Annotated in this window: 14 protein-coding genes; 6 read left to right on the top strand and 8 right to left on the bottom strand. The window is 39.7% G+C overall.

The annotated features are described in order from the left end of the window. Nucleotides 1-66 precede the first annotated feature (66 nt). From E0E36_RS13915 to ubiE, 6 genes are all read right to left on the bottom strand, one after another. Entirely contained in the window at nt 67-732 is a 666-nt protein-coding gene (locus E0E36_RS13915; RefSeq protein WP_013668391.1) for a CBS domain-containing protein, read from the bottom strand. Nucleotides 733-874: 142 nt separating this feature from the next. Further along, on the bottom strand, nt 875-1636 hold the full coding sequence (locus E0E36_RS13910) for an alpha/beta fold hydrolase (RefSeq protein ID WP_013668392.1): 762 nt from the start codon (nt 1634-1636) through the stop codon (nt 875-877). A gap of 58 nt (nt 1637-1694) precedes the next feature. After that, nucleotides 1695-2150 (bottom strand): GatB/YqeY domain-containing protein, encoded by a 456-nt coding sequence (locus E0E36_RS13905; RefSeq protein WP_130856466.1) that lies wholly within the window; start codon nt 2148-2150, stop codon nt 1695-1697. A gap of 226 nt (nt 2151-2376) precedes the next feature. Then, nucleotides 2377-3144 (bottom strand): SDR family oxidoreductase, encoded by a 768-nt coding sequence (locus E0E36_RS13900; protein ID WP_013668394.1) that lies wholly within the window; start codon nt 3142-3144, stop codon nt 2377-2379. A gap of 142 nt (nt 3145-3286) precedes the next feature. Beyond that, nucleotides 3287-4114 carry a hypothetical protein gene (locus E0E36_RS13895; RefSeq protein WP_013668395.1) on the bottom strand — a complete coding sequence of 276 codons (828 nt, stop codon included), beginning with the start codon at nt 4112-4114 and terminating at the stop codon, nt 3287-3289. Continuing rightward, nucleotides 4111-4845, bottom strand: a complete 735-nt coding sequence (gene ubiE, locus E0E36_RS13890; protein ID WP_013668396.1) for a bifunctional demethylmenaquinone methyltransferase/2-methoxy-6-polyprenyl-1,4-benzoquinol methylase UbiE — start codon at nt 4843-4845, stop codon at nt 4111-4113. Before ubiE ends, E0E36_RS13895 begins: the two co-directional genes overlap by 4 nt. 199 nt (nt 4846-5044) lie before the next feature. Between ubiE and yihA the strand changes: the two genes are divergently transcribed. The 6 genes from yihA (at nt 5045) to E0E36_RS13865 (ending at nt 10169) form a co-directional block, all read left to right on the top strand. Next, on the top strand, nt 5045-5647 hold the full coding sequence (gene yihA / locus E0E36_RS13885) for a ribosome biogenesis GTP-binding protein YihA/YsxC (protein WP_041387796.1): 603 nt from the start codon (nt 5045-5047) through the stop codon (nt 5645-5647). Nucleotides 5648-5710: 63 nt separating this feature from the next. After that, on the top strand, nt 5711-6565 hold the full coding sequence (locus E0E36_RS13880) for a UbiA-like polyprenyltransferase (RefSeq protein ID WP_013668398.1): 855 nt from the start codon (nt 5711-5713) through the stop codon (nt 6563-6565). Between the two features lie 118 nt (nt 6566-6683). After that, a complete protein-coding gene (locus E0E36_RS27930; protein WP_013668399.1) occupies nt 6684-6830 on the top strand; it encodes a hypothetical protein in 147 nt (48 codons plus the stop codon). A gap of 146 nt (nt 6831-6976) precedes the next feature. Further along, nucleotides 6977-7813, top strand: a complete 837-nt coding sequence (locus E0E36_RS13875; protein WP_130856465.1) for a hypothetical protein — start codon at nt 6977-6979, stop codon at nt 7811-7813. A 54-nt stretch (nt 7814-7867) separates the two neighbouring features. Further along, nucleotides 7868-9589 (top strand): M3 family oligoendopeptidase, encoded by a 1722-nt coding sequence (locus E0E36_RS13870; protein ID WP_130856464.1) that lies wholly within the window; start codon nt 7868-7870, stop codon nt 9587-9589. Then, nucleotides 9573-10169, top strand: coding sequence for an LOG family protein (locus E0E36_RS13865; protein ID WP_013668402.1), 597 nt, complete (start codon nt 9573-9575; stop codon nt 10167-10169). Before E0E36_RS13870 ends, E0E36_RS13865 begins: the two co-directional genes overlap by 17 nt. An 84-nt stretch (nt 10170-10253) precedes the next feature. On the opposite strand, the gene E0E36_RS13860 is transcribed toward E0E36_RS13865, so the two are convergent. After that, the gene (locus tag E0E36_RS13860; RefSeq protein WP_130856463.1) at nt 10254-10910 is read right to left on the bottom strand and encodes an HAD family hydrolase; all 657 of its coding nucleotides are present in this window, start codon (nt 10908-10910) and stop codon (nt 10254-10256) included. A gap of 103 nt (nt 10911-11013) precedes the next feature. Next, nucleotides 11014-13071: a dipeptidyl-peptidase 3 family protein gene (locus tag E0E36_RS13855; protein ID WP_130856462.1), complete on the bottom strand. Its 2058-nt coding sequence runs from the start codon at nt 13069-13071 to the stop codon at nt 11014-11016. Nucleotides 13072-13449: the final 378 nt, after the last annotated feature.

Here is a 13449-nt window from a genome sequence, read left to right as displayed (position 1 = left end):
AGATGAAGCTTTGATCGCATGAGGCGGTCGGCTGTGTCATATCGTCTGTCTGTTTCATCCGTAAAATCATAAATCCAGGTACCTCATTAACTGATCATACCGATCCCGGGTAGAGTCGTAGCCTCTCTTATCATTATAAATTCCCTTGACGATATAATCGTGCCTTAAAAACGCTGCCACAATAGAAGATATATCCGTTCTATTTAATTTCAATGTGATTTCAAGCCGCGTTGAGTCAGGAAAGCTTCTGACACTTGAACTGAGAATCTGGGTATTATCTGATTCGATAATTTGTGATATATGGGACAATGAGTTATCTCTATTTCCTATTTCCAACACAATGATTCCGCCTTCTGCATCGGACGCCATGTTTTCTGCCAGGAAATCTGTTAGATTTTTCAACGTAATCACACCTTTGTACTGCTGTTGTTCATCCACAATCGGCAATATATCTAAGCTATGTGCATGAAAAAGACGTAGCGCGTCATAAACGTGTTGATTTTCGAAGGCAAAAATCAGTTTTAAGGCATGCTTGGATGCAACCGCTTCCAAGCGCATCTCTCCCACATGCTCCAAAAGATCATCTTCAATAACCAAACCCAAGTAAGCGTTATTCTGCACTACAGGAAGTTGCGACACTTTATATTCAGTCATTCTATCCAAAAGAAATTGTAAGGTATCTTCCGGGCGGACTGGAAATATGTCGTTTTTTATGATTTCACCTGTAGTCATCGTTGCTTTTACTTTTTTAGTTAATCGGGTAATGAGTGCTGCAATTTCTCATCGCGCGAGTCATCAATAACTATTTATATATACGATAAAAACAACGTTTGGTTTAATCCCTTATCAAAAAAGAGGTCTTTTTTGATAATACCTATGCATCCAGTTTATTCAAAAATGCTTTTAAGTGTTGATTAAACTGCAAAGGTTGTTCCATCATTGGAGCATGGCCACACTGATCGATCCAGGTCAATTCAGCATTGGGCAGTTTTTCTAAAAATTCCTCAGCTACTTCCGGCGGCGTAATTTTATCATTTTTCCCCCAAATTAAGCCTACTCGGATTTTAATATTTGGCAATTCCTTGGCCATATTATGCCGAATTGCCGATTTAGCCATAGCGATTGTTTTAATGACTCGCTCTTTATTATTTACGGTTTCGAAAACTTCATCTACTAGTTCCTTAGTAGCTATTTTTGGATCGTAAAAGGTAAACTCTACCTTTTCCTTTATATAATCGTAGCTTTCCCTTCTGGGAAATGAGCCGCCAAATGAATTTTCATATAATCCTGAGCTTCCCGTCAATACCAGCGCTTTCACTTTATTTTGGTGCTCCGCGACATACATGAGAGCCACATGGCCTCCTAAAGAATTACCGATTAGTACAAAATTGTTTAACTTGAGGTGGTTAACAAATTTTTCAAACCATTTTGTTAAACTTTTAACACCCGTTGAGATTATCGGCATATCGTATATCGGCAACATGGGGATGATCACTCTATGGGTCTCTTTCAATTCGCTAACTGTATCTTCCCAGTTACTTAAGGCTCCCATTAAACCATGGAGCATAAGCACCACTTCTCCTGTACCTTCATCTATATATTTAAAACCCTTATCTTCCTTAATGGTCAACTCCATATAATAATTCCTAGTATCTATATAACTTTTGATGAAATGCAATCATATTTAGCACCTCCTATAAGGCACTTAACTGCTCCTTAACTACTTCTGCTATCGTCTTTCCATCAGCTTTGCCTGCTAAACGCTGATTAATAAGGCCCATTACTTTACCCATATCTTTGACGCTTGTTGCACCCACCTCTTGTATTACACGTTGTACCTCTGCAACGATCTCTTCCCTACTGAGCTGTTTGGGTAAGTATTCTTCTATAACGTCCTGTTCTTCTTTTTCTATTTGATAAAGATCCTGTCTGTTTTGTTGCAAATAAATCTCAGCAGATTCTTTGCGCTGCTTAACGAGTTTTTGTAGGACTTTTACCTCTGTTTCCTCTGTTAACGTTTCGGTTGCTCCTTTTTCTGTCTTCGCTAGTAAAAGAGCAGATTTAATTGCTCTCAATCCTCTCAACCGAGCCTCGTCTTTGGCTAACATAGCCGCTTTAATATCCTGATTTATCGTGTTCTCAAGAGCCATATTCATTTTATATTATGCACCTTTATGATGCGAATTATTTAACGTTTGGGATTGTTCCCTATATTATAAGCTACCGCGACATTACTTTTTGGGCAAAACTAATTATTTTACACATAAAACAGGTAAACAGGAACAAGTATTTACTTAAGATTTACCTTTCCTGCTAATCGATCAGTCTCAAAATAACCACAAAATAGCATACAATCCAAGTTTCGATAAAAATATTTTATGGCTCCTTATGGAAAAGAGTGCCGGTTGCCTGAGCCGTTGGCATTAGCAATAAATCATTTACATTTACATGGGGTGGACGGGAAGCTGCGAACCAAATAGCTTCTGCAACGTCCTCGGCAGACAAGGGAGTAAAACCTTCATATACTTTTTTAGCTCTCTCTCTATCACCTTTAAACCGAACAACGGAAAACTCAGTTTCGACTGCTCCCGGATCAACACTTGTGACCTTTATATTATACGGCAACAAATCGATTCGCATCGCTTTCGTCAAGGCATCTACTGCATGCTTTGTTGAACAGTACACGTTTCCATTTGGATAAACTTCCTTCCCGGCAATCGAACCGATATTGATGATATGTCCTGTCTTTCTCTCTTGCATAGCAGGAGCTACGGCTCTCGTAACATAAAGTAAGCCCTTCAAATTAGTATCAATCATGCGATCCCAATCGTCAGTGTTGCCTTCTTGTATGGGTTCCAATCCCTGACTCAAACCTGCATTGTTGATTAAAACATCAATAACCTTCCAATTTTCAGGCAATTCATCCCATACCTTTTGTACTAGGTTCTTATCCCGTACATCTAAACCTATTGCATGAATCTGAACGCCATATTTATTTTGTAGATCAGTAGCCATGGCATGCAACCGGTCTACCCGGCGGGATGCCAATAAAAGGTTGTACTTTTCCCTTGCAAATATTTCCGCGCAGGCAAAACCAATTCCCGAGCTTGCACCTGTTATAAAGACCGTCTTCATTCCTAACATGTTATTTTTATCGTGTTATACTGCTCAAGGTAAACACGATATTTTTAAATGAATTCCTTCTGTTTTGTTCTTTTATCTATGTAAGCCCATCTCCTTTTATGCTTTCTGAAATCACTCCCTCATAAAAGACTCGTTCAGCTAACTACTCAAATATCAAACTGAATTGGATACTTCTTAGCGATAGTTTATCAAGTGGTTCCATAAAAGGATTGGGTAAGTTCTTCCATTTTTTATCGAGAATGCTATTCATGGTTTGCGACCATTTTAACTCTGCCGACATCTTGAAGTACTCAAAAAACAAATCGACACCTACCCCCGCTTCATATGAAAAATAATAAGGTTTTACAATAAGGGGCATGAATTCCGGACGATTTTCTGTAAGCTCGTTATAGTATTTGTTCCGTCCTATATTTCTACTGAATTTTGCACCTCCAACAAGGTAGCCCCGATATTTATCTTCGCCGTAGATCTTTTTCATATCCGATTTAAACTTAAATAGAACAGGCATTTCAAATGCAAAAAAGTTCTTATCTAAGCTGTTGCCGCTTGCATTAGGGTTGGGTTCCTCTTTATGATATTTAGATATCGTAACCCGTTCGCCTGTGGCTTCGTCCAAAAACGTATAGTCCAACGACTGGTTAGCGAATATCAAATATGTGGGCCTGACAATAAAATTTGCATTCCCACCAATCCGTACATCAATTGGGATGCCGAAGCCTACTCCGCCCATGGCGGCAGGCGTTTTTAACCCTACCAACCTTCTTCCCGGAACACCACCATTGGATGATTGCCAATGGGCATTTTTTGTGGCCTTATAATAAGAAGTCTGATAGGTAAAGAAAAAGCCGAGATGAAGTATCTGATCTTCATCGTACTCGCCGCTAAAAGGTAAAGTCATTCTTTTTTGCGCACTCGCAACAAAAGAAAAAACGAGCATAACGCCCAATGCAATACCTTTTTTTATCATCATTTTGTGCCTATATAAATGCTACAAATACCGAAAGTTTGCGGTCTACATACTGTTTTTGAAAAACCTACTCGATCAAGAATTGTTGTAAACCGCTCTCCATCCGGAAATTGTACAACTGACTCCGGCAAATAGCTATAAGCTTCCCGATCTTTGGAGAACAATCTTCCGAAGAAAGGCATGAGTGTCCTGGAATAAACACTGTAAAGTTGCTTCATGGGAAAAGTTTTTGGATTTGAAAATTCCAATATAACCGCTTTCCCTCCCGGCCTTAACACGCGACAAATATCAGCAAGACCTTTTTCCAGGTTTTCAAAATTGCGAACGCCAAAAGCGACCGTAACGGCATCGAATGATCCATCATCAAAAGGTAAACCCTCCGAATCTCCCAACACTACTTCAAATTTATTGCCCACACCTCGCTTTGCGATTTTCTCCTTGGCAACCGCTAACATCCCTTCAGAAATATCAACTCCGACTATTTTATCAGGCTTCAGTATATTAATAGCCTCAAAGGCAAAATCACCCGTCCCGGTAGCTACATCCAATATTTTTTTAGGTTGCAATTGGCGGAGCGACCTAATCGCCTTTTTTCGCCATATGATATCAATACCAAAAGATAAAAAGTGATTGAGGAAATCGTAGGTCTTCGATATATTATTGAACATGGTAGCGACCTGTTGTTTCTTGCCTACCTTGTCATCTTTATATGGGGTAATTGTGTTTGAATCCATGCGTACGCAAACTTATACAAAATTGCGTTCTTCGCCAAGGGTCTCTATGTAATAATCGTTGTGAGTGGTCGACTAGCGTTGCAGACATAATTTGTCATGTCTTATGCCGAGTATCCTATCCCTTGTCTTTTATCAACCATTTCCCTACTCAACTATTTACGGCTTAAAACGTACAACTAAAATGCTATCTTTGCCTATTATGATCATAAAAAGTGCTGAATTTGTTTGTAGCAACACAAGGATAGATAAGCTTCCTCCTCCTACGATTCCTGAATACGCCTTTATAGGACGTTCAAATGTGGGAAAATCTTCATTGATCAATGCGTTAACTCAGCATAAAGGTTTAGCAAAAACTTCGCAAACACCCGGAAAAACGCAGTTAATAAACCATTTTTTAGTTAACAAGGAGTGGTTTTTGGTAGATTTACCGGGGTACGGTTATGCAAAAACCTCTAAAACAAATCGCAGCGAATGGGAAAAATTTATAAAAAAATACCTATTTAACCGGGAGAATCTACAATGTGTGTTCGTACTGATAGACAGCAGATTAACACCACAAAAAAATGATTTGGATTTTTGCTGTTTGTTGGGAGAAAAAGGCATTCCTTTTATTCTTATTTTTACCAAGGCTGATAAACAGTCTAAAATAAAATCGGAACATAATATAGAACTGTTTCGTAAGGCTCTTTTAACTTGGTTTGAAGAAGTTCCACCACATATACTCACCTCGTCCGAAACCCGAAATGGGTGCGACGAAGTACTTGGTTTAATTGACGAAGTTAATCAGAGATTCACCGTTTAATATCATCGATATAAACATAAGCTGACATCAGCCGGTGCGTAGCACGCCGTTACAATTACACAAATGAAAAAATATCTATCGCTTGTTCTTTTTGCACATAGCATTTTTGCGATGCCCTTTGCTTTTATTGGTTTCTTTTTAGCCATTCACACAACCAATTATACGTTCAATTGGTTGTTACTGTTACTGATGTTGATCTGTATGGTTTCAGCGCGTAATGCCGCTATGGCCTTTAATCGTTATCTAGACAGGGATATTGATGCGCTTAATCCCCGCACAGCTATGCGTGATATTCCAGCAGGCCGTATAAGTGCAAAGAGCGCACTAATTTTCACCACCATAAACTGCATTATTTTTGTAATAGCCACCTATTTTATTAATCCTGTTTGCTTTTACCTCTCGCCTGTAGCACTATTTGTTGTATTGTTTTATAGCTATACCAAACGTATAACGCCTCTGTGCCATTTGGTATTGGGATTAGGTCTAGGTTTAGCTCCTCTCGGTGCTTATTTGGTTGTAACGGGCAGCTTCAATATCGTACCGGTGTTATATGCGTTCTCTGTACTCTTCTGGGTAAGTGGTTTTGACATTATCTACGCTTTACAGGATGAAGAATTTGATCGAAGCCATCATTTAAACTCGATACCGGCTTACTTTGGCAAGAAGGGTGCATTACGTATATCCGAAGTTTTACATATACTATCGGCTTGTTGCGTAATCATCCCTATGTTTTATCTACATTTAAGTTGGTTCTATATTATAGGTGTTCTTTTTTATTGTTCACTACTCGTCTATCAACATCTTATCGTAAGTCCTACCGACTTACGACGAGTTAATCGGGCGTTTATGACCACCAATGGGATTGCCTCCGTTATTTTTGCTATGTTCTTTTTATTGGATATTTATTTCTTTGGTTAAGCCTTTACTAAAAAGGTGCTATTATTAATATGACAGTAGACACAATGGAAAAAGAGTAAGTGTTTGCACTACTCGATGCTTTTCCAGTCAAAAGCAAATAAAAGCCCTGCTTAAATAGATGTCCTGGGAGATCCCTTTTTCATCCGTCTTCCATTCCTATGATATTCCTGTAACATCCGTACTATATACGTTCTATAGAAAAGCAATGAAATACGGATGGATAGCGGAGGTATACCGAATGATAGGTGGATATGACGTGGACTAAAGGTGGATTTCACGTGGACTTGACGTGGATTCAAACATTGAAAAAATCTGATGTAATAATTGAAATCAGGAAGCTTTTACGTGTTGGTAGGAATACTTTGCAAATTTACGAAAAATATTGTAAAATGCCGGCTAATTGGTAATACTATGGCAAAACAAACAAGTGATATTACCCTTAGCGGAAAATTAGGTGATCATGTTCATTATCATCGTAACGGCAAGCACTTTACAAAAAGGGCCTCCACTAAGCCCCATAATTTTTCACCGGGAAGTGTTGCGGCCCAAGAAACTTTCGGTTTGGGCAGCGCCGTAGGGAAGCAGTTAAAAATAGCTTTAAAGCCTGTTTTAGATGAATATAAATATGATGGTATACACAATAGATTAACTGAGGTTTGCAAACAAATTTTCAGAAAGGGGCCGATACATCCATCAGAAACTAAAAGATTCGAAGACTATAATATTAAAATGCTGCTCGGTTTGAACTTAAACAGGCACACAGCTATTGAATCACTGATATATAAAAACCCGTTAGAACTCCTTTATAGCCCTACAGGAGAAATAAAGATCATGGTAAATGAGCATAATCCAACGGAGGTTTTTCCGAACCATTTAAAGATGTATGCAGCTTCAATCAGATTTCTTTTTTTAATCATTGACTTAGAAAAACCATCTCATACCCACCATCAAACACAGGAGATCATAATCCCGTTAAATCAATCGCACTTTGCGAAAATACAGGGAAGTGTACACCTAGGATCAGTGGATAATAAACTGTTAATGTGTTGTACACAACTTAGATATTATGGCAATGCAGACTGCCATTCCTATTCAAACAATAAAAAGTTGGTCGCTGCAGCGATTACAGCCATTGAATACATTAAAAACGGAGCTTTTGTCTCCTATCCTCCATTTAATCAACATGAAGCTAAGCCTTTAGCCAATAAGGGCGTACCGCTTAATACAATCGCTATAAAATGGGAATAAGGGACAAAGAAATTAATGTCCTTTCCACTTCAAACGTTATTCATAAAAAGATATATGCAGACACCAAATAAAATTAACCGTCGATTTGTATCACAAGATTTGCCCATCTTATGGGAAAATCTGAATCCTTTGTTTCAAGACTTACAAAATCGATCCATTGATTCCAAAGAGGCATTGGAACAATGGATGCTTGACCGTAGTGAATTAGAAGCAGTTTTGGAAGAAGATTTCGCTTGGCGTTATATCCGTATGACATGCGATACAACAGATGAGAAATTACTTCAAGATTTTCAATATTTCGCTACCGAGATTGAGCCGAAAATAGCACCCATTGCCAATTTATTAAATAAAAAACTTATAGAATCCCCCTTTGTAAAGGAATTGGATCAAGAAAAGTATTTTATCTATTTGAGGGGGGTTAAGAAAGCGTTGGAAATATTTAGAGAGGAAAACATCCCACTTTTAACCGAATTGCAGGTGGAACAGCAAAAATATCAATCCATCACCGGAAATATGGAGGTGGAAGTTGATGGCAAAAGTTATACGCTTCCCCAAGCGGCCACATTTTTAAAGGCTACTAACCGGCAAAAACGGGTAGAGGTTTGGCAGCGTATAAACAACAGGCGCCTACAAGATAAAGATCAGTTGAATAGTCTTTTTAACCGTTTACTGAAGCTAAGACACCAAGTAGCGCTGAATGCCGGTTTTGAAAATTATCGCGATTATATGTTTCAGTCCCTAGGTCGTTTTGACTATACTCCTCAAGACTGTTATGCCTTCCATGCAGCAATCGAAAAAGAAGTGGTTCCGCTTTTGCTAGAAAAAGCAGAAATACGTAGAAATGCGCTTCAGATTAACGAGCTAAAGCCGTGGGATCTGGAAGTGGATATTACGGGAAAACCAGCGCTTAAACCTTTTGATAACGGACAAGAACTGATCGAAAAAACCGCTGCTTGTTTCAACCGATTAGATCCATCTATCGGCAAATACATCGAAATTATGCAAGCACGTGAACTTTTTGATGTGGAAAGCAGAAAAGGGAAAGCTCCCGGTGGCTATAACTATCCCTTAGCGGAAAGCGGTGCTCCGTTTATTTTTATGAATTCGGCCAACACATTCAGAGATTTAACAACTATGGTCCATGAGGGGGGGCATGCTTTGCATACCTTTCTAACTGCCGACTTAGAACTGAACGACTTCAAGCACCTTACCAGTGAGATTGCCGAACTAGCATCCATGAGCATGGAGCTCATTTCGATGGATTACTGGGATTCGTTCTTCGAAAACCATGAGGATCTCGTACGCGCCAAACGAGAACAACTAGAAGATGTATTGAAAACCTTACCTTGGGTGGCTACCGTTGATCAATTCCAGCATTGGCTCTATACTAATCCCGACCATACAGAGGAACAACGGGCTATCGCATGGAATGAGATTTTTGATCGCTTTGGCCATAATTTCGCGAACTGGGACGGCCAAGAGGAGGCAAAATCGTTCCTTTGGCAAAAGCAGCTGCATATCTACGAGGTACCGTTCTATTATATTGAATATGGTATGGCTCAATTGGGAGCGATTGCTGTATGGAAAAATTATAAGGAAAACCCTGAATTAGGTTTAAGGCAATACATAGATGCCCTTAAACTGGGGTACACGAAAACAATTCCCGAAATTTATCAAACGGCTGGAATTGCCTTCGATTTCAGCCAAACTTACATAAAAGAGCTGATACAATTTGTGAAAGCAGAATTGGAAAAATTATATGAAGAACAACATTAAGAGTATTACCGTATTTTGCGGATCTAGTAACGGACTGAAAAGCAGTTACATGGAACAAGCCTTTTTACTTGGCGAAACGTTAGCGCAAAAGGGTATTCAACTTGTATATGGTGGCGCTAAAGTAGGCTTAATGGGAGCCGTTGCGGATGGCGCGTTGAGCAAGAAGGGCAGAGTCGTCGGTATCATACCTGATTTTCTAAAAAAGAAGGAGTTGGCACATGGAGGTATTACCGAACTGCATATCGTTGAAACCATGCATCAACGTAAAACAAAGATGCATGATCTGTCTGATGGTTTTATAGCGTTGCCGGGAGGTTTTGGAACCATGGAAGAGCTGTTTGAAATTATTACCTGGGCCCAACTTGGCCTACATAAAAAGCCCATCGGGCTGCTCAACACAGATAGCTTTTATGACCACCTCGTCTTATTGCTCGATCAAATGGTCAATAACGGCCTCTTAAAGGAAAGCAATCGTAATATGTTATTGGTTAATCAGGATATTGATACGCTGATTGAGCAGATGTATTCGTATGAAGCTCCCGCTGTAGGCAAGTGGATCAGCAGTGAGGAAGAAGTGTAGTTAAATGTAGCAGCGGCACGAACTGTAGCAACATCAATAAGAGAGAGCGTGCTCGTGCTGCTGCCACTGTTACTATTTAACAAGCTAGCGAAATAACCGATCGAGAGTCTCCAGGTCAATATCGTGGTAATTGCGGATATAGTAGTCACAGGGTGGTAGTTCTTCTTTGGTATGAGAAGAAAGAACTCCAACAACCTTCATGCCTGCATTGACCGCTGCCGTCACGCCCGAAAATGAATCTTCAAAAACAACACAGCCCGTTGGTAATACCTGCAAATTTTTCGCCGATTTTAAATATACTTCGGGATTAGGCTTATGCTTTTCTACATCCTCGCTGCTTAATACCGATTCCATTTGAGGCGCGAATGCTAACTTGTCCAAAATAAGCTCGAGATTTAAGTAAGGCGCCGAAGTAGCCACCCCGGTTTTATATCCTGCATCTTTCAAGCTCGACAAAAAACTCAGAAATCCTGGTATAGGGTCAATATGATTGGCATAAATGGTTCTGAATAACAATTCCTTTTCGTCCTCCAGTTCTTTCACCTCCTCATCACTAAGCTCTTTTTTTAGAAAATACTTCATGATATAGCTATTATGCTTACCATATATATGATCTATGAATTCCTGTTCGGTATACGGAATTGATCTTTTATCAAAAAATTGCTTAAACGCTTCTGCATGATATGGGTTGGTATGACAAATGACTCCATCCATATCGAAAATTACGGCTCGATGATTCATGTCGCAAAGATAGTGATAAAGGTATAAGGTGAAAAGCCTAATCCTTACACCCCATACTGTACTCCCTAGACCTTACACCCTATACCGTACTTCTCGCACCGTTCTAATTCTTTATCGGTAAGAAGCCATACGTTTTCCCATATTCCAACATTTGTTCGTAAAAAGAAGTGGGATATTCGATTTTAACATCCGTTATTCGTCCATCTTCTTCTATTGCAATCAATTTTGGCTGTATGAAGCCCTTGTACGGCTTGAGATTTAATTTCGCATACCGCTCCAACACTTCTTTATGCAGCGCTTGATCAACCTTCACGCCGTAGTTTTCAACGAGATTTTTACCCGCTTCATAATCACCTTCGGATTTAATGCGTTGGATTTCTCTTAGCAGCTCGCCAAACAAAGTACGCAATTTTTCATAATCATTGATCTGCACATAGGTTTTACCGTTAGCTTTGATGAATTCAACAACTTTATCATTCTTCCCGCGCTCATATACCCAGTAAGCATTCAACGCGCGATTGCGCATGTGGGCTTCTTCTATATTATCACCTAACTTTAGCCGTGTCAACTGCGTCATTAAACCGTTCATCATATAGTTATCGTATTCGGCTTTCCCGACCTCTAAAGAAGGCATAACGCCTATTTCAACTAATTTAGGATCCATCACATAGTACAAGGCAACGAGATCAGCGCGAGCTTCTTCTAAGCACGAAGCATAGCTTTTCAAGGTTTTATCCGGAGTTCCAACGCCCGAATTTATCTGGCCCGAAGCGTGACCTATACATTCATGCATATCGGTATGCAAATCGCTTCCCAGGTTCCCAAATTGTTTCATACGCTCCAATTTTTTCGGATTATTAACAAACTCATCCAAGAACCCGCTGCTGGCACTACTTTCATTATAAGCATGTATGATATTGCTCAAAGACACTGACTTTGAGCCATACTCTTTGCGTAACCAGTCAGAGTTCGGTAAATTAATTCCGATAGGAGTACTAGGAGCGGCATCACCTGCTTCTACAATTGCCGTGATAGCTTTGGCACTGATTCCTTTTACTTTTTTCTTCTTGTGCTCTGCTATCAATGGTGAATTGTCTTCGAACCATTGCGCCTGATCCGCGATGGCTTTAATTCGTTTGGTACTTTCGAAATCCTTTAGGGAAAGAACGGCTTCATAGCTACCTTTCATGCCGATGGCATCGTTATAAACTTCGATAAAACCATTCGCAAAATCAATGGTAGCGGTGGTATCTTGCACCCATGCAATATTGTATTCATCCCATTTTTTTAAGTCGCCCGTTCTATAATAATCTACGAGCAACGACAGCGATTTTTTCTGTTGGTCATTTTCCGCTAATGGAATAGCTTTCTCAATCCAATGCACCATCTGCTTGATGGCTGCATCATACATGCCGCCCATTTTCCAAACACGTTCAATCAACTTGCCCGATTCTTTGGTAACTTTACTATTCAGGCCCCATTCCGGATCTTGCCCTGTATGTGGAAATGAATTGTAAAAATTTTCGACTTCCTGTTGTGTAACACCTTCATAAAAATTGTTAGACGACTGCGCGACGTGATCAATACCCTCTGTCAAGTTAACCATTTTAGACTCAAACGACGGATCAAAGATGATCTCTTTCATTTTTGCCAAAAAGGCTTCTACGGTCTCGCCTTCATTTAACGGGAGCGACTTTTCGTCGCAAGCCTTCACCAATTTAGCAAAGTAGTCAAAAGTGCAAGTAGGCACAAATTTATCGTTTGAATAATGATGATGATTCCCGTTACTGAACCAAAATTGTCCTGAATAAACCTTAAATTTCTCCCATTCATCTCCGGATTGCTCCGTTTTAGGGTTATGCCAAATGGCTTCTAACGTCTTCCTAATTGTTAAATTATACTTTCCTCTTTGATCATAGATAATATCACGACCCGAAAGTGCCGCTTGATAGAGATAATACGCGAAAGTCTTTTGTTTTAATGTAAGTTGTTCCCAGCCTGGTACCTGATAACGTAAGATTTCGAGGTCTGTGAAGGAATCGACGGAAACTTTAAACGTGTCCTTAACTGAAGTTTGCTTTTCAGAAGTATTGCAAGCGGGTAAAAGTGCGACTGCTAGTACACTAAAGAGCCAAATGCTCCGATTTTTTTTCTTCATCATATTGTGGTTCTAATTTAGCTTGTAAAGGTACTAGTTTAGGAAATAGTTAGTAGGGAAATTGTTAAGTAGTTGATTAGCCGATGAGCCAATGTGATGATGAGCTTATTGCGGGCTTAAAGCGTACTGCTTATGGCTTAGAGCATGGGCAATGGTTGAGTAGGGAAATTGTTAAGTAGTTGATGAGCCGATGAGCCAATGTGATAATGAGCTTATTGCGGGCTTAAAGCGTACTGCTTATGGCTTAGAGCATCGGCAATGGTTGAGTAGGGAAATTGTTAAGTAGTTGATGAGCCGATGAGCCAATGTGATGATGAGCTTATTGCGGGCTTAAAGCGTACTGCTTATGGCTTAGAGCATCGGCAATGGTTGAGTAGGGAA

This window comes from Olivibacter jilunii, from assembly GCF_900607235.1.
In the GTDB taxonomy this organism is placed as follows: Bacteria; Bacteroidota; Bacteroidia; order Sphingobacteriales; family Sphingobacteriaceae; genus Olivibacter; species Olivibacter oleidegradans.
The sequence above is the reverse complement of the archived record's forward strand: the minus strand, read 5'-3'. Positions and strand labels throughout refer to the sequence as shown.

Bases quoted from the DNA above. Each gene is read 5' to 3' on its own strand.
- E0E36_RS13880 (WP_013668398.1), top strand. From the start codon at position 5,711: ATGAAAAAATATCTATCGCTTGTTCTTTTTGCACATAGCATTTTTGCG.
- ubiE (WP_013668396.1), bottom strand. From the start codon at position 4,845: ATGGATTCAAACACAATTACCCCATATAAAGATGACAAGGTAGGCAAG.
- E0E36_RS13900 (WP_013668394.1), bottom strand. From the start codon at position 3,144: ATGTTAGGAATGAAGACGGTCTTTATAACAGGTGCAAGCTCGGGAATT.
- E0E36_RS13910 (WP_013668392.1), bottom strand. From the start codon at position 1,636: ATGGAGTTGACCATTAAGGAAGATAAGGGTTTTAAATATATAGATGAA.
- E0E36_RS13875 (WP_130856465.1), top strand. From the start codon at position 6,977: ATGGCAAAACAAACAAGTGATATTACCCTTAGCGGAAAATTAGGTGAT.
- E0E36_RS13905 (WP_130856466.1), bottom strand. From the start codon at position 2,150: ATGGCTCTTGAGAACACGATAAATCAGGATATTAAAGCGGCTATGTTA.
- E0E36_RS13860 (WP_130856463.1), bottom strand. From the start codon at position 10,910: ATGAATCATCGAGCCGTAATTTTCGATATGGATGGAGTCATTTGTCAT.
- E0E36_RS13870 (WP_130856464.1), top strand. From the start codon at position 7,868: ATGCAGACACCAAATAAAATTAACCGTCGATTTGTATCACAAGATTTG.
- E0E36_RS13915 (WP_013668391.1), bottom strand. From the start codon at position 732: ATGACTACAGGTGAAATCATAAAAAACGACATATTTCCAGTCCGCCCG.
- yihA (WP_041387796.1), top strand. From the start codon at position 5,045: ATGATCATAAAAAGTGCTGAATTTGTTTGTAGCAACACAAGGATAGAT.
- E0E36_RS13895 (WP_013668395.1), bottom strand. From the start codon at position 4,114: ATGATGATAAAAAAAGGTATTGCATTGGGCGTTATGCTCGTTTTTTCT.
- E0E36_RS13855 (WP_130856462.1), bottom strand. From the start codon at position 13,071: ATGATGAAGAAAAAAAATCGGAGCATTTGGCTCTTTAGTGTACTAGCA.
- E0E36_RS13865 (WP_013668402.1), top strand. From the start codon at position 9,573: ATGAAGAACAACATTAAGAGTATTACCGTATTTTGCGGATCTAGTAAC.
- E0E36_RS27930 (WP_013668399.1), top strand. From the start codon at position 6,684: ATGTCCTGGGAGATCCCTTTTTCATCCGTCTTCCATTCCTATGATATT.